Raw genomic sequence first — 23,278 nt, 5'->3', positions numbered from 1 at the left:
CCGGCTCAGGCAACGGGCTTGTGGCCGCTGGCCAGGCGTTCGGCGACCAGGGCGCTGGTGTCGACGATGTCCAGCAGGTTCCGGCAGTGCTCAGGTACGCGAAACAGGGCAATACTGTCGGCGACCAGGATACGTTCGAACAGACCGCTGTCGAACACCTGTCCTTCGGTGGTGAAAAGCCCGTGGGTAGCAGCGCCAAACAGCCGGGTTGCTCCGGCCTGATGGCATGCCTGTGCGGCGCGCAGCAGCGTCTGCCCGGTGCTGATCATGTCATCGAACAGCACTGCAACGCAGCCGGCCACATCCCCCACCAGCACATCCCCACTGAGCCCCGCCTGCTGGCGGTGCTTTTCCATCAGCGCAGTTCCAACCGGGCGGGCCAGCAGGTGCGCCAGGCGCTGACGAAATTGCTCGGCGCGCTTGATGCCCCCCGTGTCTGGCGATACCACCGTGATCGCTTGTTCGCCGAGCAGTGGCGCCAGCCGCTGGGCAAACAGCGGCGCGCAGGACAGGTTCCAGGCCGGTATCCGGTAAGCGTTGTCGAACGCACTGGGGTTGTGCACGTCCAGCGCCACGATCCGGTCGATGCCGCAACTTTCCATCAAGCGGGCAACATGGCGTGTGATGGTGGCGTCCTGGACTTCCACCTTGCGGTCCTTGCGGCCATAACACAGATAGGGTGTCACCACGGTGACCTGGGTGGCACCGGCATCCTTGATCGCCCCGCAGAAAAACAGCAGCCGGCACAGCTTGTCGTGGGCACTGTGGCGGGTGTCACCATACAGCGAATGGATCACGATGGTGTCCCGCCCGTCGACCTCGGCAGTCGGCCAGCACTTGTGCTCGCCGTCCTCGTAGTCGCGTTCCTCATGGGGCGACAAGACCTGGCTGAGTCGATGCGCTACCGCGTTGCCATAGCCTTGGCTACCCTGCAAGGCAAACACTAAGGGTGGTGTAGGCTTCATGCGTGTATCGCCAGGATGCTGGAATGCACCTTGTACAGGGTTTGTTCGGTGGTACTGCCGATCACCTTGGTCAGCCCTTCGTGGTACAGCGTGCCCATGACAACCACCTCGAAGCCATGCTGATTGGCGTATTCACTGACAACGCTACGAGCTGAGCCTCGCAGCACGTGCAGGTGATTTGGCTTGACGCCGTAGGGGTTGGCGAATGTGCTCAGGCGCTCCCGCGCCCGGCCAGTCACTTCCTCGATCCGTTCATCCGTCCAGGCAACGGGTGCGGCGGCATAGGCGACGAAGCTGGCGCTGGGCTCCCAGGCCTGCAGCAGATGCACTTGCGCCTTGCAGCAGCGCGCCAGTAGTTGCGCGGCTTGGAGGATACGTTCGTTCATTTTGCGGATGACCGGATCATCCTCGACCAAGTCCACGGCGGCCAGGATCCGCGCTGGCAGCGAGGTATCCGCCTGGGCCACCAGGTGCAGAGGGATGGGGCAGCGACGCAGCAACTGCCAGTCCAGTGGCGTGAGCAGGGCACGGCTGACGAGGGTTTCGTGGCGAATGTCTTTGATCAGCATTTCCACCCGGTGCAATTGCGCCAGGCGGATCAGGTCCTTGAGCGGGTCCTCGTCATCCAGCGTCTCGGCATAGGCGGTGATGCCCTGCTCGCCAAGCGTCTTCACCTGCTCGTGCAGCCATGCCTTGCGGTGTTCGGCGTCTTGCTTGCGCGCGTTGCTGCGCAGCACCTGGTCCAGGGTGGCCAGGCGCGAAGGTAGCTGGCTCAGCACCACCAGGTGCAACGTAGCGCCCGTCGCCTTGGCCAATGCTTGCGCGCGCGCCAGGGCGGGCGAGGGGTGCAGGTCCGGGTGGCAGATCAATAGCAGTCGCGTCAGGGCGTTCATGGTGGCCTCCACAGCGATGGCCGCCTCGATGGCGGCATACCGGTTCAGGCCAAGGGTGGCGCGATGGCGCCAAGGGGCCTTGACTTTTATCAAGAACCGACCAGCGCACGCTTCGATAATGACAGTCGCAGGCAACCCTACAACTGTGCCGGGAGATGACCGATGAACCCGTATCGCCGGATCCTGCTGATCATGACCCAGGTCCAGGCCAGTGCCGCGCTGTCCCGGGCCATGGCACTGGCTGCGGCCTCAGGTGCTCACTTGCACGTGCTGGGCATCCACGAACCTGCCGCGCTGCGGCTGCGCCATGAATTGCATGAGCCTGCCTTGCCCTCTGCGACTTTCGTGCACTTCAGCTCAGGGCTCAAGGCGTTGCTCGATGAACAGCCAGCCGTTGGTATGCGCCCAGGTTTCGAGGCCATGGAAACCTCCAGTCCGCGTGATCTGGTCTCAGGTTACATTACCCGTTACGCACCTGACCTGGTGATCAAGGACTGCCCAGGCTGCGCCCTGTTCGATCAGGTGGCACAGACCTCGCTCGACCAGGCGCTGTTGCATGCAAGCGCGGCACCGTTGATGCTCGTGCCGACTGACGCCCCGGCTTTGCCTGGCAACGTGCTGGTGGCGGTGGACGTCGCCGGCCCGTCGACGCACAAGGACGCCCTCAACCATGAACTGCTCGCGGCGGGGCAGCAGCTGGCGGCTCAATGCCGGGGGCAACTTCACGTGCTTTCGGCTTACGACCTGCCGGTCGCCATGTTGGCCAATCCTGACCTGGCCGGCCCCTGGGCCGAAGAAGTCCGCGAGTCGCTACAGTTGCCGTTCGACGCCCTCGCCGATGCCCATGGCATCCCCCGCGCGCAACGCTTTTTCAGCGAAGGGGCGCCATTGCGGGTGATCAAGTCGCATATCGCCAGGTTGCATATTGATGTGGTGGTGGTCGGCGTTGTGCAGGCCAGGGGCTGGGCCAAGCTGATCGGCGATACCACCGAGCGACTGGTGAGCCATGCGCCATGCAGTATCCTGGCCATCAGGCCTGCGCCTGCCAGCTGAGTCAGAGCGCTTCGTCCCGCCGGCCGTGGCGTATCACTTCAAGGCAGAACGCTGCCTCGAAGGGCGGAACATGGCATTCGACGATATCCTGCGCCGCAACCTGCAGGTGGATGCCGATGATATCAGCGCGTACTGGCTGGCGGCACAGATGGCGGTCGACTAGCACCGCGCTGATGACGTGCCGGGCGCCTAGTTCAGCGAGGTAAGCGCAGGTGCGTAACAACGAGTGCCCTTCGTAGAGCACGTCATCGACTACCAGCAAGGTGGTATTGGCAAGGTCCAGGCTGCCTAGCTGAGGGCTCTCGGTGAGCTGCGTACGGGGGTGCAGGATGCTGAGGTCGTCGGCATAGCGCTTGACCTTGATCGGGTAGAGCGGCAGTGGTGCTGCACCGCCCAGGGCTTGCATGTGCAGGCTCAGGCGCTGTGCCAAGGGCTCACCGCGCCGCTGGATGCCCACCAGGGCCACCTGGGACGCTGGCAAGTACGCCAGGGCCTGGCGCGCCATCGAGCGCAGCACATCGTCGAGGTCTTGTTCGTCATACAGTCGAACCCTCGATGGAGCGGGGCGGTTCATGATCTTTTCCTTTGTTGGAAGCGTTCACCAGAAACCTAACCTGTCAGCGCGATGGGAACTTGATAAATGCCAACTAACGGCACCACGTCAGCAGCGCGTGACCGCAGTTCCGGGCGGCTGGTTAATTCCGCACAATTGTTGACCTAGGCTAACTTCCGGCCTCTTTGAAATCGTCGTGCTGCGCGCACAGTGATAGCGTTCATTCATACGCTTTTGTTCACGGGGCGTGGCCATGTATCAGAACCTGGCTGTTCTGGCCGCCTTGCTGGTGCTGTATGCCAGCCTGGCCGGCGCACTTGAATCCAAGCCTGTAAACGGGCCGCTGGTGTTCCTGCTGGCAGGCCTGCTGGCCGGACCGTCCGGGCTCGGCTTGCTGAACCTGGCGCTGGACCGCCACGACCTTCGCTTGCTGGCCGAACTTACCCTTGCCATCGTGTTGTTCACCGATGCTGCCAAGCTTGACCCGGGCCAGTTGCGCCATCACCGCGCCCTGCCGCTGCGTCTGTTGCTGATCGGGCTGCCGCTGACCTTGATCGCGGGCTGTCTGGCTGCCTGGCTGCTGTTCCCGCAAATGCCCTGGCTGGAAATGGCGCTGTTGTCGACCATCCTGGCGCCCACGGATGCCGCCCTCGGCAAGGCTGTGGTCAGCAACCCGGACGTTCCCTGCGAAGTGCGTGAATGCCTGAACGTGGAAAGTGGATTGAATGATGGCATCTGCGTGCCCATCCTGCTGCTGTTGCTGGCGTTGTCGGTGGAACTCCACTCGACCGTGCCTTTCGCCCTGGCAGGTTATTTCTTCCTGGAGGAGTTGGGTATCGGTGCCCTCGCGGGGGCGGTGCTGGCCCTATTGGTGGGCGTGTTATTGCGTTTTTCGCAACGGCATTGCCTGCAGATCGATGCCTGGCAGCAACTGGTGATGCCAGCGTTGGCACTGCTGAGTTTTGCCAGCGCCCAGGCAATGGGCGGTAGCGGCTTTATCGCTGCCTTCTGCGCAGGGCTGCTGACCAGTTTTCTGTTCAGGCAGGAAACTCGGCCATTGCTCGAGACCGGCGAATCTTGCAGCGAAGCGCTGTCGCTGCTGACTTGGGTGGTTTTTGGCGCCTACGTGGCGCCCAAGGCTTCGCAGATACTTTCGCCTTCGGTATGGTTCTACGCGTTGTTGAGCCTGTCGCTGGTGCGCATGCTGCCTGTGTGGGTCAGCCTGGCGGGGACTACCCTGGCTGCCGAAAGCCGTCTGTTCATCGGCTGGTTCGGCCCGCGCGGGCTGGCCTCGATCGTGTTCGCCACGCTGATCCTGGATTCGCCTTTGCAGGAGGGTGGCACGATCATCGCCACCTCGATTGCCTGCGTGCTGCTCAGCGTGATCCTTCACGGTGTGAGCGCAGGCTCATGGTCCGCCAGGCTGGGGCGCTTGCCTTGACCTTGAGCGCGTGTCATACGCGTCGTATTCCTTGAGGAGTTGAGCATGAACGATTTTACCCCTTGGTCGGCGCTGGCTGGCGGCGCCATGATCGGCCTGGCCGCAGGGCTGTTCGCCGTGGCCAATGGGCGCATCGCCGGTATCAGCGGCCTGATCGGGTCGTTGTTGCAGCGTGGCGGAGAAGGGCGTGGCGAGAAGGCGTCGTTCCTGCTGGGGATCATCCTCGCGCCGCTGCTGTGGCAGCTGTTTTCGACGATGCCGCCCGTGCATTTCACCGCCTCGGCCTGGGCGCTCATGGCGGCCGGGTTGCTGGTGGGCATCGGCACACGCTACGCCGCAGGTTGCACCAGCGGCCACGGAGTGTGCGGCCTGTCGCGGTTGTCGCCACGCTCGGCGGTGGCAACGCTGTGTTTCATGGCGGCCGGTTTTGCAACCGTCTTCGTGGTTCGACACCTTTATCCAGGAGCATGAAATGACCCGGATCAGCGCATTTATCGCGGGGTTGCTGTTTGGTATGGGGTTGTTGCTGTCCGGCATGGCGAACCCGGCCAAGGTGCTTGGGTTTCTCGACCTCGCCGGGCAATGGGACCCGTCGCTGGCACTGGTCATGGTTGGCGCCATTGGTGCTGCATTGTTGCCCATGGCCTGGGCACGTCGGCGCGATGTGGCCTGGCTCGGCGGTGCGATGCAGTTGCCTACTCGGCGAGACATTGACCTTCGGCTTATCGGTGGCAGCCTGGTCTTCGGTATTGGCTGGGGGCTTGCCGGGGTGTGCCCAGGCCCGGCGTTGGTGCTGCTGGCCGGTGGTTTTTGGCAAGGCTGGCTGTTCGTGGCTGCGATGCTGGCGGGCATGGCATTGTTCAATGGCCTGGAAGCGTTGCGCAAAAACCGCCAGGGGTAAAACGCTCCACGACCAGGCCGCCAGCGTTTGTGCATCCACCTTCAGATTCCCTTCAGATTCACCCTGGATACTTGCCCCTGACCAACCCAGTCGGGGGGAACTTCATGACTCAAACCCTGTGGAGCAGCCTGCTCCCGATACCCATCGGCACCCATGCTGACCATCACGCCCATTTGTCCATGCACCTGCAGGACGATCACGGTCGTGGCGAGGTGGAGCAATTCATTCATCAGTGTTTCGCCGACGTGCACCATGCCGACGTTCACCATTACCTGCCGGAGTTACTGGCCCTGCGGGACAGTCATGGGCGGTTGATGGCTGCGGCCGGGATGCGTCCAGCCAGCAGCGGGCCATTGTTTCTCGAGCATTATCTGGATGAGCCCCTGGAAATCGCGATTTCCCGGCTGGCAGGCGTGACGCTGGGGCGCGAATGCATGGTCGAGGTGGGCAACCTGGCCTCGCTCAGTGCCGGCAGCGCCCGGATCATGATCACGACAGTAACCTGGCTGCTCGCCACACGCGGGCTGCGCTGGGTGGCCTTCACCGGCGCGTCGACGCTGATCAACAGCTTCCAGCGCCTGGGCCTTGTGCCGACCTTGGTTGCACACGCCGATCCTGCCCGCCTGAACGAAACGGCGCAGTGTTGGGGGCACTATTACGATCAGCATCCACACGTGTACGTCGGCGATATCCGCCATGGCTTCGATCGCCTGGAGTCGGCAGGTGTGTTCCGCCGCCTGGGGCTGCCTGCGCTGAGCGAGGAGGCCGGCCATGCCGCATGAACTGGAACGCTTCAAGCACTTGCTGCTTGCCCTTGGCCGTGAGCGGGGCGATGACCTGGCCGTGGAAGGCGCCAAAGAGCGGTTCACCTACAAGCAATTGCTCGCCGAGGTCTGGCTGCGCGCCAAGGCCTTGAGCGAGCGACGCGCTGGCGTGTTGGTTCTGGCGCTGGATAACGGCCCCGAGCTGCTGTTCTGGGACTTGGCGGCCTTGGTCTCGGGGCGAGCTTGCGTGATCGTGCCAACGTTCTTCAGTATGGCGCAGGTGCACCACTGCATCGAACAGTGCGGCGCCAGCCTGGTGCTTTGTCAGGATGCCTGGGAGGGGGTGATCAGCCAGCTGGGCTTCGTGCAGCAGGATGCATTCTGGGCGCGCGACCTGGCAGCACCGGTGGAACTGCCTGAAGGCACTGCCAAGGTTACCTATACCTCCGGCAGCACGGGCACGCCCAAAGGCGTGTGCCTGGGCGCCGATGCCATGCTGCGCGTCGCCCATGAGCTAGAGTTGGCCAGCCGGCCTACCGAGCCCCAGCGATACCTGGCCGTTTTACCGCTGGGTGTATTGTTGGAAAACCTGGGCGTTTACGCTGCGCTGATGGCCGGGGCGAGCGTGTTGCTTTACCCACAGGCGCAACTGGGCATGGGCGGCGCCAGCCAGGTCGATTTCAAGCGCTTGCTCGGGGCTATCGCCTTGAGCCGCGCGCAGAGCCTGATCCTGGTACCGCAGCTCTTGATGGGGCTGGTCACGGCGATCGAGCGTGGCGGGATGCAGGTTGGCCCATTGCGCTTCGTCGCGGTCGGCGGGGCACGGGTATCGCCCGCCCTGCTGGCGCGGGCCGAGGCCATCGGCTTACCGGTTTTCGAAGGCTATGGGTTGTCGGAGTGTGCGTCGGTGGTGGCGCTCAACCGCCCGGGGGCGATGCGCTGTGGCAGCGTCGGCCGGCCATTGCCACACGTTCAGGTACGAATCGCCGAGGATGGCGAGGTACTGGTCATGGGTTCCGTGCTGCTTGGCTACCTGGGCGAGCCACCCGCCTCATCCGCCTGGTGGGCTACAGGTGACCTGGGTTACTTCGATGACGACGGTTACCTGTACTTGAACGGGCGCAAGAAACACCAGTTCATCACCAGCTTCGGGCGCAATGTCAACCCCGAATGGGTGGAAGCCGAGCTTACCCAAAACGGTGTGATCGCCCAGGCGTTCGTGCATGGCGAAGGGCTGCCGCGCAACATGGCATTGCTCTGGCCGCTTGATCCAGGCGCTACCGATGAGGTCATCGAGCAGGCCGTACAGCGCTGCAATGCGACGTTGCCCGACTACGCCAGGGTGCACGCCTGGCGGCGCCTGCCTGGCCCGCTTACTCCCGACGCACACACCCTGACTGCCAATGGCCGCCCGCGACGTGAGGCGATCCTGCAGCGTTATCACACCCTATTGTCCGACATCCCGTTGTGAGGCCCGTCATGTCATTCTTCGACACCCTGCAATTGCAAACCAGCCACGAACGCCAGGCCCTGTTCGGGCTGCCGGTGATTCGTGAAGCCCTGGCCGGCCAGGTCAGCCAGGACAGCTATATCGCGTTTCTGACTCAGGCCTACCACCATGTGCGCCACACCGTGCCGCTGATGATGGCCTGCGGCGCACGCTTGCCCTCGCGCCTGGAATGGTTGCGCGGCGCCGTCTGCGAATACATCGAGGAGGAATATGGCCACGAGCAGTGGATCCTCAATGATATCAAGGCCTGCGGCGGTGACTGGGAGGCGGTGCGTGACGGCCGGCCGGCATTGCCGATCGAGCTGATGGTCGCCTACCTGTACGACCTCATTGCCCGGGGCAATCCGGTGGGGCTGTTCGGCATGGTCAACGTTCTGGAGGGCACCAGCATCGCCCTGGCCACCCACGCCGCCGGTTCGATCCAGAGCAGCCTGGGGCTGCCGGACAGCGCGTTCAGCTACCTCAGCTCGCATGGCGCGCTGGACCAGGACCACATGATTACTTACAAGCGGCTGATGGACCGGCTGGAAGATGTCGGTGATCACCAGGCGGTGATTCATGCTGCCAAGGTGGTGTACCGGTTGTACACCGCGATGTTCGAAGGGCTGCCACGTGCAGGCCAGACCGAGGTGCAGCATGCGCTTGCCTGAATTGGTCGTGGTGCTTACCGGGGCCAGTGGCGGCATCGGGCTGGAACTGGCCGAGCAACTGTGCGTGGCCGGCGCCCGGGTGCTGGCTGTAAGCCGGCAAATGGGCAAGCTGGCAGGCCTGATGAACCGTTACCCGAACCGCTTGCACTGGCAGACCGCCGACCTGCGCACCCTGCAGGGCCGGGAGCAGGTCGTCAGCCGGGCGCGTGAGATGGGCGGGGTCAATGTGCTGATCAACGCCGCCGGGGTAAACCGCTTCGCCTTTCTCGATCAGCTGGACGAGCATGCACTGGACGAGTTGCTGGACATCAATCTCAAGGCTCCTCTGCAGCTGACCCGCGCCTTCCTGCCGCTGCTGCGCGAGCAACCCAAAGCGTTGGTGGTCAATGTCGGTTCCACCTATGGCTCGATCGGCTACCCCGGTTATGCCAGCTACTGCGCCAGCAAGTTCGCGTTGCGGGGGTTCTCCGAAGCGCTGCGGCGCGAATTGGCCGACACCTCGGTGAATGTGCTTTATGCCGCGCCACGGGCGACCCGCACAGCCATGAACAGCAGCGCCGCGACGGCGCTCAATCAGGCACTGAAAGTCGGCATGGACGACCCCGCCGATGTCGCCCGTGCCGTGCTTGAGGCGGTGCAGTCCGAGCGCAGTGAACTCTACCTGGGTTGGCCGGAGAAGCTGTTCGTGCGCATCAATGGCATGTTGCCGGGGATGGTAGACCGTGCACTGCGCAAACAGCTGCCTGTTATTCGCCGCTACATCGGTAGCCATTCCAAGGAGTCGAGCAAATGAAGCGTCTTTTCATCGCCAGTCTGCTGGCATTCGCCCCCTTCACATGGGCTCTGGACCAGGCAGGCACGCAACACCTGAGCGATCTGCAGCAGCGTTGGGCACAGATCCAGTACCAGTTACCAAAAGAAAAACGTGCCGACGCGTTCGAAAAGCTGGCGGGTGATGCAACTGCGTTCGTTCATCAAAACCCCGGTACGCCAGAACCTTTGATCTGGGAGGGCATCATCAACAGCAGCTGGGCGGGCGCCATCGGTGGCCTGGGCGCGCTGGGCAAGGTCAAGGCGGCAAAAGCCAGCCTGGAACAGGCAATTAAACTGGACCCCAATGCCCTGCAAGGCTCGGCCTACACCAGCCTGGGCACGCTCTACGACCAGGTGCCCGGCTGGCCGATCGGTTTTGGTGACGCTGAAATGGCCGACAAGATGCTGCGCAAAGCCCTGCAGATCAACCCCAACGGGATCGATAGCAATTACTTCTGGGCCGATCATCTGTATCGGCAAAAGCGCTACCCTGAAGCCACCGCCGCCTTGCAGAAAGCCTTGCAGGCGCCGCCCCGGCCAGGGCGTGAAATGGCTGACCAGGGTCGGCGCACCGATATTGATGCTTTACTCAAGGCCATCAAGGAAAAACAGGATTGATCATGCGGCTGCTGCTGGTTGAGGATGATACTGCGTTAGGTGAAGGCATCTGCGACGGCTTGCGTCAGGCGGGCTACACGCTCGACTGGTTGCGTGACGGTGTCAGTGGCTTGCATGCGTTGCAGCATGAGGCGTTCGACCTGGTGATCCTGGATCTCGGTTTGCCACGCATGGATGGCATCGAAGTGCTGCGGCGCGTGAGGGCAGGGGGTAACAGCTTGCCGGTATTGATCCTCACCGCGCGGGATGCCCTCGATGATCGCATCACCGGGCTGGATGCAGGCGCCGATGATTACCTGGTGAAGCCGTTCGACCTGAATGAACTCAAAGCCCGGTTGCGCGCCTTGCTCAGGCGTAGCGCCGGGCGCGCCAAGGTGCTGATCGAGCATGCCGGGGTCATGCTCGACCCCGCGACCCAGCAGGTGCACTACCTTGGCAGCGAAGTCGTGCTGACCCCAAAGGAATATCAGCTGCTGCACGAGTTGCTGGCGCAGCCTGGCAAGGTCTTTACCCGTGAGCGCCTGACCCAGCTGCTGTATGGCTGGGACGAGGAGCCTGAAAGCAATACGCTGGAGGTGCACATCTATCACCTGCGCAAGAAGCTCTTCAACGGCCTGATCCGTACCGTACGCGGCATCGGCTACCTGGTCGAGGTCAAAGCATGAGTTCACTGCGCCAACGCACCCTGTGGCGGGTGATGCTGCTGTTGCTGCTGGGGACCGGCCTGCTGGCGCTCTACAACTACCACGACAGCCGCCATGAAATTAACGAGGTGTACGACGCGCATCTGGCCCAGAATGCCCGCTTGCTGCAGGGCGTCATGAGCCTGCCGGTGCAAAGTGGCTCGCGGGAAACGATGTACCAAGCATTCAACGAGGCATTGGCCCAGGCCGGTCACCATCGGGTGGGCCACCCCTACGAGAGCAAGCTGGCATTCCAGGTGTGGGGGGAGGGTGGCGCACTGCTGGTGCATACCCCAAGTGCACCCAGCCTCGCGGTGCCGCCGAGCGAGCCGGGTTTCTACGACTTTGCCAGTGGCGACAAGCAATGGCGTGCCTTCGTGTTGCCGGTACCGGAGCAGCATTGGGTGATCTGGGTGGGGGAGCGTGACGACGTGCGCCTGGACCTGATCGACCGCATCGTGCGCCATACCCTGTTCCCGTTCCTGCTGGGCGGCCTGGCCCTGGCACTGCTTGTCTGGGCGGCCATTGGCTGGGGCTTGCGCCCGCTGCAGAGCATGGCCGCGGTGATCCGCGCACGCCACGCCGATTCCCTGGAGCCCTTGCGCCTGGTGCCGCTGCCCTCAGAGCTGGAGCCCATGCAGGCGGCTATCAATCGCTTGCTGGCGCAAATCGACGAACTGCTGCGACGCGAGCATCGGTTCATTGCCGATGCCGCCCATGAAATGCGCACGCCCCTGGCCGTGTTGCGCCTGCACGCGCAGAATGCCCTGCAAGCGGGCAGCGAGGCCGAGCGGCAGAAGGCACTGGGCTTTCTCATCGGTGGGGTCGATCGGCTAACCCGGGTGGTCAGCCAGTTGTTGACACTGGCCCGTGTCGAGCCTCGGCTGGGGCAACGCGCCACAACCGAAGTCGACCTGGCCGAAGTGATCACCGAAACGCTGGCTGAACTGACTCCGTGGATACTGGACCGTGGCCTGGAGCCTTCACTGGACATTGGCCCAGGTGATCATCATCTGGCCATTGATGCCGGTGCGTTGACGATCGCGCTGCAGAACCTGGTTTCCAACGCGGTAGAGCATTCGCCCCCGGGAGGGCGCATCACGGTGTTGCTCAGGTGCCTGGATAATCGCTTCGAACTGATTGTCGAGGATGAGGGCCCGGGTATCGAAGAGGCTGAACTCACGCGCGTCTTCGAGCGTTTCTACAGCCGTGACAGCCCCAATGGTGCCGGCCTGGGGTTGTCAATCGTGGCGACCATCGTCGACCGTCTGGGTGGGCGCGTGCATCTGCAGAACCGTGTCAGTGGTGGGCTGACTGCCACCTTGTCGCTGCCTCGGACCTGAGGCGAATTGTTGGCGATACGCACCAGAGCCCGCTGGACCACCTTGGTGAGGTTTTCGCTGGCGTTGTCGGCTCTCAGCACCTTAAGTCCGGACGCTGTCGCAGGAGCGAAAGCTTCACCTTGTCGGTCAAGCTTGCGCCGCCCACAAAGTGTTGGGCTACAAACATGCCCTCGCAGCTTCTTCCCACCGTTCTGCCCGACCCTGCGCCGTCGGCAAGAAGACTTCGACGCTGATCCCCGGTGTCTGCTCACGAATTACGGCCAAAGCAATGGGGCCGATATGCAAAGCGGACACTTCCAGTGTGTAGCCAGTAGGCGTCTTGGTTTTTGAAAGCGAGGTGGCCGGCGCTTGCCACTTGGGCTCCAGGCACTGCACGTACGCCTGCGCGGTCTTTTCACTGTCACCAGTGAAACCTGTGGAGTGGGACTCCAAAAATCCCCTTGAGCAACCTGCCAGTGCCAGGGCTGCGAGGAAAGCTGCGAGTGTTTTCATGGTGTGCGTCCTGTCGGGAAAAGGTTACATGTTGGGATAGTTGGGGCCACCGGTACCTTCCGGGGCGACCCAGGTGATGTTCTGGGCGGGGTCCTTGATATCGCAGGTCTTGCAGTGCAGGCAGTTCTGCGCATTGATCTGCAGGCGCTTGTCGCCTTCTTCGGCCGCGACGATTTCATACACGCCTGCAGGGCAATAGCGTTGGGCGGGCTCATCGAAAAGGGGCAGGTTGTTGCTGATAGGCAGAGTAGGGTCGGCAAGCTTGAGGTGAACCGGCTGGTCTTCCTCGTGGTTGGTACTGGAAAGAAACACCGATGAGAGCTTGTCGAAACTCAGCTTGCCATCCGGTTTCGGGTATTCGATCCGCAGTGCCTCGCTGGCCGGTTTGAGGCAACTGTGGTCTGGGCGGGTATCACGCAGGGTGAACGGGAGTTTGCCACCGAACAGATTCTGGTCGATGAAATTGAAGGCGCCGCCTGCGATCGCACCAAACTTGTGGAGGGCGGCGCCGAAGTTGCGACTGCGCAGTAGTTCGTCATGCAGCCAACTGGCCTTGAATCCCTCGACATATTCAAACAGTTCGTCGCCGCTACGTCCTGCCTGTAATGCTTGCACGACGGCCTCCGCCGCAAGCATGCCCGACTTCATCGCGGTGTGGCTGCCCTTGATCTTGGCAAAGTTCAAGGTACCCAGATCACAGCCGATCAGTGCACCGCCTGGGAATACCATCTTGGGCAATGCGTTCAACCCACCCTTGCAGATCGCCCGGGCGCCATAGCTGACACGCTTGCCGCCTTCCAGGTACTGGCTGATTACCGGGTGGTGCTTGTAGCGCTGGAACTCGTCAAACGGTGACAGGTGGGGGTTGCTGTAGGACAGGTCTACGATCAGCCCGACCACCACCTGATTGTTTTCGAGGTGATAGAGGAACGAGCCGCCGGGGTTCTCGTCATTCAGCGGCCACCCGGCCGTGTGCACCACCAGGCCAGGCTCGTGTCGCGCCGGGTCGATGTCCCAGATTTCCTTGATGCCAAGGCCGTAGTGTTGCGCATCGGCTTCGCTGTCAAGATCGAAGCGCTTGATCAGTTGTTTGCCGATATGTCCACGGCATCCCTCCGCGAACAAGGTGTATTTGCCGCGCAGTTCCATGCCAGGTGTGTAATAACCTGCCTTGGGTTGACCGTCACGATCCACGCCCAGGTCGCCTGTGACGATCCCGCAAACTCGGCCATGTTCATCGATCAGTGCTTCTTGAGCGGCGAATCCGGGGTAGATTTCCACACCCAAGGCTTCGGCTTGTTGTGCCAGCCAGCGGCACAGGTTGCCCAGCGAAATGATGAAGTTTCCTTCGTTGTGCATGGTACGAGGAACAAAGAAATTTGGGACTTTGCTGGCCCGCTCTGCGTCCCCCAGAAAGTAGATATCGTCGCGTTTTACCGGTGTGATCAACGGTGCGCCGAGCGCTTGCCAATCGGGGAAAAGCTCATTCAATGCGCGGGGCTCGAAGATGGCTCCGGACAGGATATGGGCACCGACTTCCGAGCCTTTCTCGACCACGCAGACACTGATCTGCTGGCCCGTTTCCAACGCCTTCTGCTTCAGTCTGCAAGCCGCGGCCAGCCCTGATGGGCCGGCACCGACGATGACCACATCGAACTCCATTGATTCCCGTTCCACTGCTCGACCTCTCTGTAGCGATTCGATATCCGCCCAGGCATGCCCAGGCACAGACTCATGAGTCGAATGATTCGGCAGGTAATACAAGAATTCAATTTATGAAACGCCAAGTGGCACTTCCGATTCGATGAACAGAACCAATGCGAATGCCAGGTCATGGGTGGGCCATTCGTGGCCCCTGACGATTGATGAATTGCAATGCGGATTCACCGAGGAGGCACTTTCGAATTCGTAAATTGAATTGGAAGTTCGCTTGCTGAAACATCCCCTCAAGTCATGAACAGCGACAAAACAAGGGGATGGCACCATGCCCATCGAAATTGAAAAGCTGCTTGATTATCCGATCCCTGTGGTCCGCCAAACCTTGACCCGGCAACAGACGGCGTTCTATGCGCTGTCTGTCGGTGTGGGCTGTGACCCATTGGACGAGCGGCAACTGGGCTATGTCGACTTCCGTCGCGACCTGCGCGCCATGCCTTCGATGGCACTGGTGCTTGGGCACCCTGGCTTCTGGTTGGGGGACCCGCGCTCGGGCGTGGACCCCAAATGTGTGGTGCATGGCGAGCAGGAAATTACCCTGCATGCCCCGCTTCCCGTGGAGGGGCAGGTAATCGGCCAGACCAAGATCCTCGGGGTGGCTGACAAGGGGCCGGGGCAGGGCGCCTTGCTCTACACAAAAAAGGAAGTTCGTAGCGCTGAGGATGGCCGGTTGTTGGCGAGCACGCTGAGCACGACCTTCTTGCGCGGTGGCGGAGGCTTTGGTGGAGATAGCACGCCACTGCGCGGCAGCCACCAGGTGCCGGACACCGAGCCCGACTTCTGTGTGGACCTTACCACCCGGCCGGAGCAAGCCCTCTATTACCGAATCAATGGCGACGACAACCCGTTGCATGCAGACCCTGCCGTGGCCCGGGCGGCGGGCTTCAGCCGGCCGATTCTGCACGGGCTGTGCACCTTTGGCGTGGTCTGCCACGCCCTACTCAAGACCCTTGGCAACTATGACGCCAGCGCCCTGCGCAGCATGGCGCTGCGTTTTTCCGCGCCGGTGCTGCCGGGGGAAACCATTCGCAGCGAGATCTGGCGCGACGGCTCCTTCCGTGCGCGTGTCCTGGAACGTGACGCCCTGGTGGTGAGCAACGGCCTGGCGACATTGGCCCCGACCTCCACCCAGAACTGAGTTCATCACCAGGCTATCAGGAGACCGATATGCATTCGTCTGAAGAACGTTTGGAAAACATCCGCATGATCCGCGACAGCGCGGTGGCGTTCGCCCCGGCCAGCGAGCTGGCGCGGGTGCGCGGCCTGCGCTACCAGGTGCCGGGGTTCGACGGCGCGGTATGGCGCGAGATGGCCGACAACGGCTGGCTAGGCTTGTCGTTGCCCGAGGCTCAGGGCGGCATTGGCTTGGGCATGGCCGAGTACTGCGCCTTGCTGGAAGTGTTCGGCGCCGCCTTACTGCCCGAGCCCTTCGTACCGGCGGTGCTGGCGGCGCGCCTGCTCGATGGCGAGCAACTTGCTGCGCAACTGAGCGGTGAGCACCTGCTGCTGCCGGCCTTGCAAGAGCAGATCGACAACCTCGAAGCCGCTGAAGGCGGCACTCGCCTGCACAACGGCAAGGTCAGGGGGCGCAAGCTGTGCATCCCCATGGCCGCTGGCGCCGACGGCTTTTTGGTCAGCACCCCCGATGGCCTGGCCCTGGTGGATGCCAATGCGCCGGGTGTGAAGCTGGAGATCGTCACCACCCAGGACGGCGGCCATTTCGGGCACCTGCACCTGAATAGCGCCCCGGCCGAAACCCTGCCGCTGCAGGCCCAGGCCCTGGCCGACGCCCTCGACGAAGCCGCCCTGGGTACCGCCGCCTACCTGCTGGGCGCCGCCGAACAGGCCTTCGCGCTAACTCTGGACTATCTGCGCACCCGCAAGCAGTTCGGCCAGACCATCGGCAACTTCCAGGCCCTGCAGCACCGCGCCGTGGATTTGAAGCTGCAACTGGCTCTGTGGCGCGCCAGCCTGGACGCGGCAGCGGCCACCTGTGACGCCGGCGCCCCGGCCACCCAACGCCGCGCGGCCGTTTCCCGGGCCAAGGCCCGCGCCGCCGATGCGGCCTTGCTGGTGACCCGCCAGGCCGTGCAACTGCACGGCGCCATTGGCTACACCGACGAGTGCGACGTGGGCCTGTACCTGCGCAAGGCCATGACCCTGGCCAACCTTTACGGCTCATCCGACCAGCACCGTCGTCGCTACGACGCCTGCATGCCACGCCTGGCCAGCGCCTGAGGACCCGACCATGAGCGACACAACACAACTGCCAGATTTCAACGCCCTGAGCGACGATGCCTTCCGCCAAGCAGTTCGCGAGTTCCTGCACGCGCACTTTCCCGAAGCGCTGCGCGACCTGCCCAAGCGCCTGCACTGGGAAGAGGTCAAGGAATGGTACATGACTCTCTCCGAACACGGCTGGCTATGCCCGGGCTGGCCCCGCGAGTTCGGTGGCATGGGCCTGTCGGCGGCCAAGCAGCTGATCTATACCGAGGAATTCGAGAACCACGGCGTGGCCCGTACCCCGGACCACGGCATCATGTTGCTCGGCCCGCTGCTGATCCGCTACGGCTCGCCCGAGCAACAGCAGTACTTCCTGCCGCGCATCCTTTCCGGCGAGCACATCTGGTGCCAGGGCTACAGCGAGCCCAACGCCGGCTCCGACCTGGCCAGCCTGCGCACCGAGGCGGTGCTCGACGGTGACGAATGGGTGGTCAACGGCCAGAAGATCTGGACCACCTTGGCCACCGACGCCGACTGGATCTTCCTGCTGGTACGTACTGACAAGACGGCGAAGAAGCAAGAAGGCATCAGCTTCCTGCTGGTGCCGATGGACAGCCCCGGCGTGACCGTACGGCCGATCCTCAACCTCGATCTGCACGACGAGTTGTGCGAGGTGTTCTTCGACGATGTGCGCGTGCCCAAGGCCAACCTGGTCGGCGAAATGAATGCTGGCTGGACCATGGCCAAGGCGCTGCTGGGCTTCGAGCGCATCTTCCTCGGCTCGCCCAAGCAGTCGGCCAACGCGCTGACCCGCCTGGAAGTGCTCGGCGAGCACCTGGGCCTTCACGACGAGCCGGGCTTCCGCGACCGCCTCACCCGCCTGCGCCTGGACCTGGACGACCACAAGCTGCTGTTCGAGACCTTCGCCGAGCGCCTGCGCCGGGGCGAGAACCTGGGCGCCGACGTGTCGCTGCTCAAGGTGCACCAGACCGAGCTGTTCCAGCGCATCACCGACTACATGCTGGAGATCGCCGGGGAATATGCCGCCTACCTGGAGCCGATCGAGGGCAACGGCAACCTCAACCCAACCGGCCTGTTCCTCCAGGCACGCCCCGCGACCATCTACGGCGGCAGCTCGGAGATCCAGCGCAACATCCTGGCCAAGGCGATGCTCAGCCTGTAACCGAACGACGGAGAGAACGACATGCTCGACAACAAAGTAGTGGTGGTCACCGGTGCCGGTGGCGGCATCGGCCGGGCCATCGCCGTGGAAATGGCGCGTGCCGGCGCCGCGGTGGTGATCAATGACGTGGGCGTGTCCCTGGGCGGCGAGGGCGGCTCGCCCACCCCGGCCCAGGAGACGCTGAAACTGATCGAAGGCTTCGGTGGCCGCGCGGTGATCAACACCGACAGCGTCGCCGACTGGAACGGCGCGCAGAACATCATCACCTGCGCCATGGACAGCTTTGGCCGTATCGATGGCGTGGTGAACAACGCCGGGATCATCCGCGACGTGATCTTCCACAAGATGAGCGTGGAAGACTGGCAGTCGGTGATTAACGTGCACTTGAACGGCAGCTTCTTCGTCAGCCGTGCCGCCGCCGAGCGCTTTCGCACACAGAGCAGCGGGGCCTTCGTGCACATGGTCAGCACCTCGGCGTTGATCGGCAACGTCGGCCAGGCCAACTACTCGGCGGCCAAGCTGGGGATGGTGGCGCTGAGCAAATCCATCGCGCTGGACATGCAGCGCTTTAACGTGCGCTCCAACTGCCTGGCGCCATTCGCCTGGAGCCGCATGACCAGCGCGATTCCGGATGTGACGCCGGAAGAAAAGGCCCGGGTCGAGCGGCTGAAGCAGATGACGCCGGAAAAGAATGCTCCGCTGGCGGTATACCTGCTGTCGGACCAGGCCAAGGACGTGAACGGCCAGGTGTTCACCGTGCGCCGCAACGAAATCTTCCTGATGAGCCAGAACCGCCCGGTGCGCTCGGTGCAGCAAGGCGAAGGCTGGACTGCCCAGGCCATCGCAGAGCATGGCATGCCAGCGCTCACCGGCTCTTTCACCCCGCTGCAAGTCAGTGCGGACGTCTTTTGCTGGGACCCGGTTTAACGAGTTCATGAGGTTGAGTTTTATGACTGCCAAACACACTCAAGAGCACTACCAAGACATCCGAGAGGGCGTCCGTGCCCTGTGCGCAGAGTTCCCCGCCGAATACTGGCGCAAGATCGACGAGCGAAAAGGTTTCCCGGAAGCCTTCGTCACGGCCATGACGGAGGCGGGCTGGCTGTCGGCGATGATCCCGGAAGAATATGGCGGCTCGGGCTTGGGACTCGCCGAAGCGTCGGTGATTCTGGAGGAGGTCAACCACTGCGGTGGTAACTCTGGCACCATCCATGGGCAGATGTACAACATGTTCACCCTGCTGCGTAACGGCAGTGAAGAGCAGAAGCGCTATTACCTGCCAAAGCTGGCCAGTGGCGAACTGCGCTTGCAGTCGATGGGCGTGACCGAGCCGACCACCGGCACCGACACCACCAAGATCAAGACCACCGCAGTGCGCCAAGGCGACAAGTACATCATCAATGGGCAGAAGGTGTGGATCTCCCGGGTACAGCACTCGGATTTGATGATTCTGCTGGCTCGCACCACGCCGTTGGCGGAGGTGAAGAAGAAGGTCGATGGCATGTCGATCTTCCTGGTTGACCTGCGCGAGGCCATTGGCAATGGCTTGACTGTCCAGCCGATTGCCAACCTGGTCAACCACGAGACCAACGAGCTGTTTTTCGACAACCTGGAAATTCCGGCCAGCAGCTTGATCGGCGAAGAGGGCAAGGGCTTCCGCTACATTCTCGATGGACTCAATGCGGAGCGCACGCTGATCGCCGCCGAGTGCATCGGCGATGGTCGCTGGTTCGTCGAAAAGGCCAGTGCCTATGCCCGCGATCGTGTCGTCTTCGGGCGCCCGATCGGGCAGAACCAAGGTGTGCAATTCCCCATCGCCGAAGCCCATATCGAGATCGAGGCCGCCGACCTGATGCGTTGGCGCGCGTGTGAAGAGTATGACAGCGGCCGCAATGCCGGCGCGGCGGCCAACATGGCCAAGTACCTGGCGGCCAAGGCCAGTTGGGAGGCGGCCAACGCCTGTCTGCAGACCCATGGTGGCTTCGGCTTTGCGAACGAGTATGACGTAGAACGCAAGTTCCGTGAGACACGCCTGTATCAAGTCGCGCCTATCTCCACAAACCTGATTCTCAGCTATGTCGCCGAGCACCTGCTCGAGATGCCGCGCTCTTTCTGAGGACAAGGTGATGAGTGAACTCGATCTTGGACAATTGCAGGGATGGGTAGGGCGACAGGAGCGTTGTTCGGCGGTCATCAGTCCTCAGATGCTTGAGGCCTATCGCGCCACCTTGGGTCCGCATCTTTGGGACGCTGAAGGGTATGCACCACCAGGCCTGCATTGGTGCCTTGCACCCAGTCCAGCAGCGGCGAGCATGGCAGAGCTGGGAGAGGACGGGCATCCGCGGCGGGGTGGCTTTCTGCCGCCGGTACTTTTGCCGCGTCGCATGTGGGCGGGTGGCGAGGTGCAAACGCTGGAGCCATTGCCCATTGGCAAGCTGATTCGGCGACTATCGACAATAAGAGACATTCGTTTCAAAGAGGGCCGTAGCGGCAAGCTGTGCTTCGTGACTGTTGACCACGAACTTTCTTGCAAAGGCAGGGTGGCGATCCGAGAACGGCAGGACATCGTTTACCGCGCCCCAGCGGCTCCGGGCCCCGCCCCCAAAGGCGGCGCCACGCAGGTAGGAGAATGGGAGCATTGGATAGAGACGCCTCCCACGCTGCTTATGCGGTATTCGGCGCTGACCTTCAATGCCCATCGTATCCATTACGACCTGCCCTATGCCACCGAAGTGGAAGGTTATCAAGGCTTGGTCGTACAGGGGCCGTTGCAGGCCAGCCTGCTATTCAACCTGGCGGCACGCCATGCGGGCAAGGTGCCGTCGCGTTTTGATTATCGCGGTTTGGTACCGCTTATCGCCGGCCCGGTGTTTCGCGCCGCAGTATCCCGTAGCTCGCTGGGTGAAGGGTTACGTGCGTGGACGCAAGACGCAGATGGCAATGTGAACATGGAGGCAACTGCGACATGTTGAAAGAATATCGCCCGCCGTTGGCGCCCCTGTTCGTGCCCGGTGATCGCCCTGAGCGTTTCGCTAAAGCGGCCTACAGCGGGGCTGATGCTGTAATCCTTGACCTGGAGGACGCCGTAGCGCCTAACGCCAGGTCATTGGCCAGGGAGTCGGTAGCCAACCACGGGATAGATAATGTCCCTGTCATTATCAGAGTGAATGCCAGTTCAAGCGCGCATTTCCAGGAAGACCTCTCGGCACTGCGCGATGTCAGTTTCGATGCGTTGATGCTGGCAAAAGCCGAAACTGCCGCAGACATTCGCCTTGTGCATGCCCTGCTAGGTCGCCAAGTGCCGATCATTGCCCTGATCGAAACCGCTGCGGCTTTCGAGGATCTGGCCTGGTTGTTGAGAGAGCCCGGCGTTGTCCAGGCAGCGTTCGGCTCTTTGGATTTGGCCCTGGACTTGGGCTGTCAACCCAGCCGTGAGGCGTTGAGCTACTTCCGCAGCGCCCTGCTGCTGAAGTCTTGCCTGGCAGGCCTGCCATCGCCGCTGGAGGGGGTCACAACAGTATTCGATGAGCCGAATGTGGTTCTGCAGGATGCTCAGGCGGCTGCCGAAATGGGTTTTGGCGGCAAGCTGGCGATCCATCCCCGCCAAGTAGCCCCAATCATCGAAGCGTTCCTGCCAGACGCGCAGTCCGTCAATTGGGCGTGCCGCGTTTTGGAAGCCATCCGCGATGGTGGCGCTGTTCAAGTTGACGGCGCAATGGTCGATCGCCCCCTGATCGAACGAGCACGTCGTATTCTTTCCCGTTCCAGCTGTGTTGGAGATGTTCAAGCATGAAAGTCCTCGTAGCAGTCAAGCGCGTGGTCGATTTCAACGTGAAGGTCCGCGTCAAGGCGGACCAGTCCGGCGTTGAACTGACCAGTGTGAAAATGGCCCTCAACCCGTTCTGCGAGATCGCAGTGGAAGAAGCCGTCCGGCTGAAGGAGCAAGGCATCGCCACTGAAGTGGTAGTGGTGAGCGTCGCTTCCAACGCTGCCCAGGAGCAGTTGCGCACGGCCTTGGCCCTGGGCGCCGACCGCGCCATCCTGGTGGAGGCGAGTGACGAGCTGAGTTCGCTGGCCATCGCCAAGGCGCTCAAGGCCGTGGTCGACAAAGAGCAGCCTCAGCTGGTGATCCTCGGCAAGCAAGCCATCGACAGCGACAACAACCAGACCGGCCAGATGCTGGCCGCGCTGACCGGCTATGCCCAGGGCACATTCGCTTCCAAGGTGGAACTGGCAGGTGGCATGTTGAACGTCACCCGTGAAATCGATGGTGGCCTGCAGACCCTGGAATTGACCCTGCCAGCGATCGTGACCACTGACTTGCGCCTGAACGAGCCGCGCTATGCGTCGCTGCCAAACATCATGAAGGCCAAGAAAAAACCACTGGAGACCCTGACGCCAGAGGCGCTGGGCGTCACTATCACCTCGACAGTCAAGACCCTGAAAGTCGAGGCCCCAGCGGTACGCAGTGGCGGCATCAAGGTGAAAACCGTGGCCGAGCTGGTCGAAAAACTCAAGAACGAAGCGAAGGTGATCTGATGGCCGTCCTGGTAATCGCTGAACACAGCAATGGCGCTTTGGGCGCCGTCACACTGAATACCGTGGCCGCTGCCCGGAAAATCGATGACAACATCGCCGTTCTGGTGGCCGGCCAACAGGTTGATGCGGTCGCGCAGGCGGCAGCCAAGGTCGAGGGCGTCAGCAAGGTGTTGGTCGCTGACAACGAAGTCTACGCCAACCTGCTGGCCGAGAATGTAGCACCCTTGGTGGCGTCGCTGGGCAAGGGCTTCAGCCATGTTCTGGCCCCGGCCACCACCAATGGCAAGAACTATCTGCCACGCGCTGCGGCGCTGATGGATGTGGACCAGATCTCCGAAATCATCGAGGTGGTCAGTCCGGACACCTTCAAGCGCCCGATCTACGCGGGTAACGCCATTGCCACCGTGCAGTCCTCGGCCCCGGTCAAGGTGATCAGTGTGCGTGCCACAGGCTTCGACCCGGTGGCGGCCGAAGGCGGGAGCGCGAGCATCGAGACAGTCGAGGTGAGCCTCCAAAAGGGGCTGTCCCGCTTCGTGGGCGAGCAACTGGCCAAGTCGGACCGCCCCGAACTGACCGGGGCCAAGATCGTCGTTTCCGGTGGTCGGGGCATGCAGAGCGGGGACAATTTCAGCCTGCTGTACACCCTTGCGGACAAGCTCGGTGCCGCTGTCGGTGCCTCGCGCGCCGCAGTCGACGCGGGGTATGCCCCCAACGACATGCAGGTCGGCCAGACCGGCAAGATCGTCGCGCCGCAGCTGTATATCGCCGTCGGTATTTCCGGCGCGATCCAGCACCTGGCGGGCATGAAGGACTCCAAGGTGATCGTGGCGATCAACAAAGACGAAGAAGCGCCGATCTTCCAGGTCGCCGATTACGGCCTGGTGGGCGACCTGTTCGAGTTGGTCCCGCAACTGCAAGACGCGCTCTGAGGAGAGACG

The 23,278-nt window shown here is 62.5% G+C and carries 25 protein-coding genes; 20 read left to right on the top strand and 5 right to left on the bottom strand.

The features are described from left to right. Positions 1–5: 5 nt before the first annotated feature. Positions 6–965 carry a ribose-phosphate diphosphokinase gene (gene prs / locus ABE456_RS00745; RefSeq protein ID WP_346642260.1) on the bottom strand — a complete coding sequence of 320 codons (960 nt, stop codon included), beginning with the start codon at positions 963–965 and terminating at the stop codon, positions 6–8. After that, positions 962–1,858: a universal stress protein gene (locus ABE456_RS00740; RefSeq protein ID WP_346642381.1), complete on the bottom strand. Its 897-nt coding sequence runs from the start codon at positions 1,856–1,858 to the stop codon at positions 962–964. Before ABE456_RS00740 ends, prs begins: the two co-directional genes overlap by 4 nt. Before the next feature lie 162 nt (positions 1,859–2,020). On the opposite strand from ABE456_RS00740, the gene ABE456_RS00735 reads away from it, so the two are divergent. Beyond that, positions 2,021–2,911 (top strand): universal stress protein, encoded by an 891-nt coding sequence (locus ABE456_RS00735; protein WP_346642259.1) that lies wholly within the window; start codon positions 2,021–2,023, stop codon positions 2,909–2,911. 1 nt (position 2,912) lies between these two features. On the opposite strand, the gene ABE456_RS00730 is transcribed toward ABE456_RS00735, so the two are convergent. Then, the gene (locus tag ABE456_RS00730; protein WP_346642258.1) at positions 2,913–3,485 is read right to left on the bottom strand and encodes a phosphoribosyltransferase family protein; all 573 of its coding nucleotides are present in this window, start codon (positions 3,483–3,485) and stop codon (positions 2,913–2,915) included. Between the two features lie 232 nt (positions 3,486–3,717). On the opposite strand from ABE456_RS00730, the gene ABE456_RS00725 reads away from it, so the two are divergent. The 10 genes from ABE456_RS00725 (at position 3,718) to ABE456_RS00680 (ending at position 12,187) form a co-directional block, all read left to right on the top strand. Continuing rightward, positions 3,718–4,905: a cation:proton antiporter gene (locus ABE456_RS00725; protein ID WP_346642257.1), complete on the top strand. Its 1,188-nt coding sequence runs from the start codon at positions 3,718–3,720 to the stop codon at positions 4,903–4,905. A gap of 45 nt (positions 4,906–4,950) precedes the next feature. Further along, positions 4,951–5,376 (top strand): YeeE/YedE family protein, encoded by a 426-nt coding sequence (locus tag ABE456_RS00720; RefSeq protein ID WP_346642256.1) that lies wholly within the window; start codon positions 4,951–4,953, stop codon positions 5,374–5,376. 1 nt (position 5,377) lies between these two features. Further along, positions 5,378–5,806 (top strand): DUF6691 family protein, encoded by a 429-nt coding sequence (locus ABE456_RS00715; protein WP_346642255.1) that lies wholly within the window; start codon positions 5,378–5,380, stop codon positions 5,804–5,806. A 104-nt stretch (positions 5,807–5,910) separates the two neighbouring features. Beyond that, positions 5,911–6,588, top strand: coding sequence for a thermostable hemolysin (locus ABE456_RS00710; RefSeq protein ID WP_346642254.1), 678 nt, complete (start codon positions 5,911–5,913; stop codon positions 6,586–6,588). Next, on the top strand, positions 6,578–8,041 hold the full coding sequence (locus ABE456_RS00705) for an AMP-binding protein (protein ID WP_346642253.1): 1,464 nt from the start codon (positions 6,578–6,580) through the stop codon (positions 8,039–8,041). The genes ABE456_RS00710 and ABE456_RS00705 overlap by 11 nt, the downstream gene beginning before the upstream one ends. Positions 8,042–8,049: 8 nt before the next feature. Next, positions 8,050–8,730 (top strand): iron-containing redox enzyme family protein, encoded by a 681-nt coding sequence (locus ABE456_RS00700; RefSeq protein ID WP_346642252.1) that lies wholly within the window; start codon positions 8,050–8,052, stop codon positions 8,728–8,730. Beyond that, entirely contained in the window at positions 8,717–9,523 is an 807-nt protein-coding gene (locus tag ABE456_RS00695) for an SDR family oxidoreductase (protein ID WP_346642251.1), read from the top strand. The genes ABE456_RS00700 and ABE456_RS00695 overlap by 14 nt, the downstream gene beginning before the upstream one ends. Further along, positions 9,520–10,161 (top strand): hypothetical protein, encoded by a 642-nt coding sequence (locus ABE456_RS00690; protein WP_346642250.1) that lies wholly within the window; start codon positions 9,520–9,522, stop codon positions 10,159–10,161. Before ABE456_RS00695 ends, ABE456_RS00690 begins: the two co-directional genes overlap by 4 nt. 2 nt (positions 10,162–10,163) lie before the next feature. Beyond that, on the top strand, positions 10,164–10,826 hold the full coding sequence (locus tag ABE456_RS00685) for a response regulator (RefSeq protein ID WP_346642249.1): 663 nt from the start codon (positions 10,164–10,166) through the stop codon (positions 10,824–10,826). After that, positions 10,823–12,187 (top strand): ATP-binding protein, encoded by a 1,365-nt coding sequence (locus tag ABE456_RS00680; protein WP_346642248.1) that lies wholly within the window; start codon positions 10,823–10,825, stop codon positions 12,185–12,187. Before ABE456_RS00685 ends, ABE456_RS00680 begins: the two co-directional genes overlap by 4 nt. A 156-nt stretch (positions 12,188–12,343) precedes the next feature. Here ABE456_RS00680 and ABE456_RS00675 read toward each other — a convergent pair whose 3' ends face one another. Then, positions 12,344–12,679, bottom strand: coding sequence for a hypothetical protein (locus tag ABE456_RS00675; protein WP_346642247.1), 336 nt, complete (start codon positions 12,677–12,679; stop codon positions 12,344–12,346). Between the two features lie 24 nt (positions 12,680–12,703). Beyond that, positions 12,704–14,356, bottom strand: a complete 1,653-nt coding sequence (locus ABE456_RS00670) for an electron transfer flavoprotein-ubiquinone oxidoreductase (protein WP_346642246.1) — start codon at positions 14,354–14,356, stop codon at positions 12,704–12,706. 307 nt (positions 14,357–14,663) lie between these two features. Between ABE456_RS00670 and ABE456_RS00665 the strand changes: the two genes are divergently transcribed. From ABE456_RS00665 to ABE456_RS00625, 9 genes are read left to right on the top strand one after another with little or no spacing between them, the layout of a single operon-like run. Beyond that, positions 14,664–15,533 carry a MaoC/PaaZ C-terminal domain-containing protein gene (locus ABE456_RS00665; protein WP_346642245.1) on the top strand — a complete coding sequence of 290 codons (870 nt, stop codon included), beginning with the start codon at positions 14,664–14,666 and terminating at the stop codon, positions 15,531–15,533. Between the two features lie 29 nt (positions 15,534–15,562). Next, a complete protein-coding gene (locus ABE456_RS00660) occupies positions 15,563–16,633 on the top strand; it encodes an acyl-CoA dehydrogenase family protein (protein ID WP_346642244.1) in 1,071 nt (356 codons plus the stop codon). Positions 16,634–16,661: 28 nt separating this feature from the next. Next, positions 16,662–17,801 carry an acyl-CoA dehydrogenase family protein gene (locus ABE456_RS00655; protein ID WP_346642380.1) on the top strand — a complete coding sequence of 380 codons (1,140 nt, stop codon included), beginning with the start codon at positions 16,662–16,664 and terminating at the stop codon, positions 17,799–17,801. 21 nt (positions 17,802–17,822) lie between these two features. Further along, positions 17,823–18,728, top strand: coding sequence for an SDR family NAD(P)-dependent oxidoreductase (locus ABE456_RS00650; protein WP_346642243.1), 906 nt, complete (start codon positions 17,823–17,825; stop codon positions 18,726–18,728). A gap of 22 nt (positions 18,729–18,750) precedes the next feature. After that, the gene (locus tag ABE456_RS00645; RefSeq protein WP_346642242.1) at positions 18,751–19,917 is read left to right on the top strand and encodes an acyl-CoA dehydrogenase family protein; all 1,167 of its coding nucleotides are present in this window, start codon (positions 18,751–18,753) and stop codon (positions 19,915–19,917) included. Positions 19,918–19,927: 10 nt separating this feature from the next. Beyond that, positions 19,928–20,773, top strand: a complete 846-nt coding sequence (locus tag ABE456_RS00640; RefSeq protein ID WP_346642241.1) for a MaoC family dehydratase N-terminal domain-containing protein — start codon at positions 19,928–19,930, stop codon at positions 20,771–20,773. After that, on the top strand, positions 20,767–21,594 hold the full coding sequence (locus ABE456_RS00635; RefSeq protein ID WP_346642240.1) for a CoA ester lyase: 828 nt from the start codon (positions 20,767–20,769) through the stop codon (positions 21,592–21,594). The genes ABE456_RS00640 and ABE456_RS00635 overlap by 7 nt, the downstream gene beginning before the upstream one ends. Then, on the top strand, positions 21,591–22,340 hold the full coding sequence (locus ABE456_RS00630; protein ID WP_346642239.1) for an electron transfer flavoprotein subunit beta/FixA family protein: 750 nt from the start codon (positions 21,591–21,593) through the stop codon (positions 22,338–22,340). Before ABE456_RS00635 ends, ABE456_RS00630 begins: the two co-directional genes overlap by 4 nt. Further along, positions 22,340–23,269 (top strand): FAD-binding protein, encoded by a 930-nt coding sequence (locus ABE456_RS00625; RefSeq protein ID WP_346642238.1) that lies wholly within the window; start codon positions 22,340–22,342, stop codon positions 23,267–23,269. Before ABE456_RS00630 ends, ABE456_RS00625 begins: the two co-directional genes overlap by 1 nt. Positions 23,270–23,278: the final 9 nt, after the last annotated feature.

The organism is Pseudomonas sp. TWI929 (genome assembly GCF_039673335.1).
Classification (GTDB): domain Bacteria; phylum Pseudomonadota; class Gammaproteobacteria; order Pseudomonadales; family Pseudomonadaceae; genus Aquipseudomonas.
This window is presented reverse-complemented; position numbering and strand designations above follow the sequence as displayed.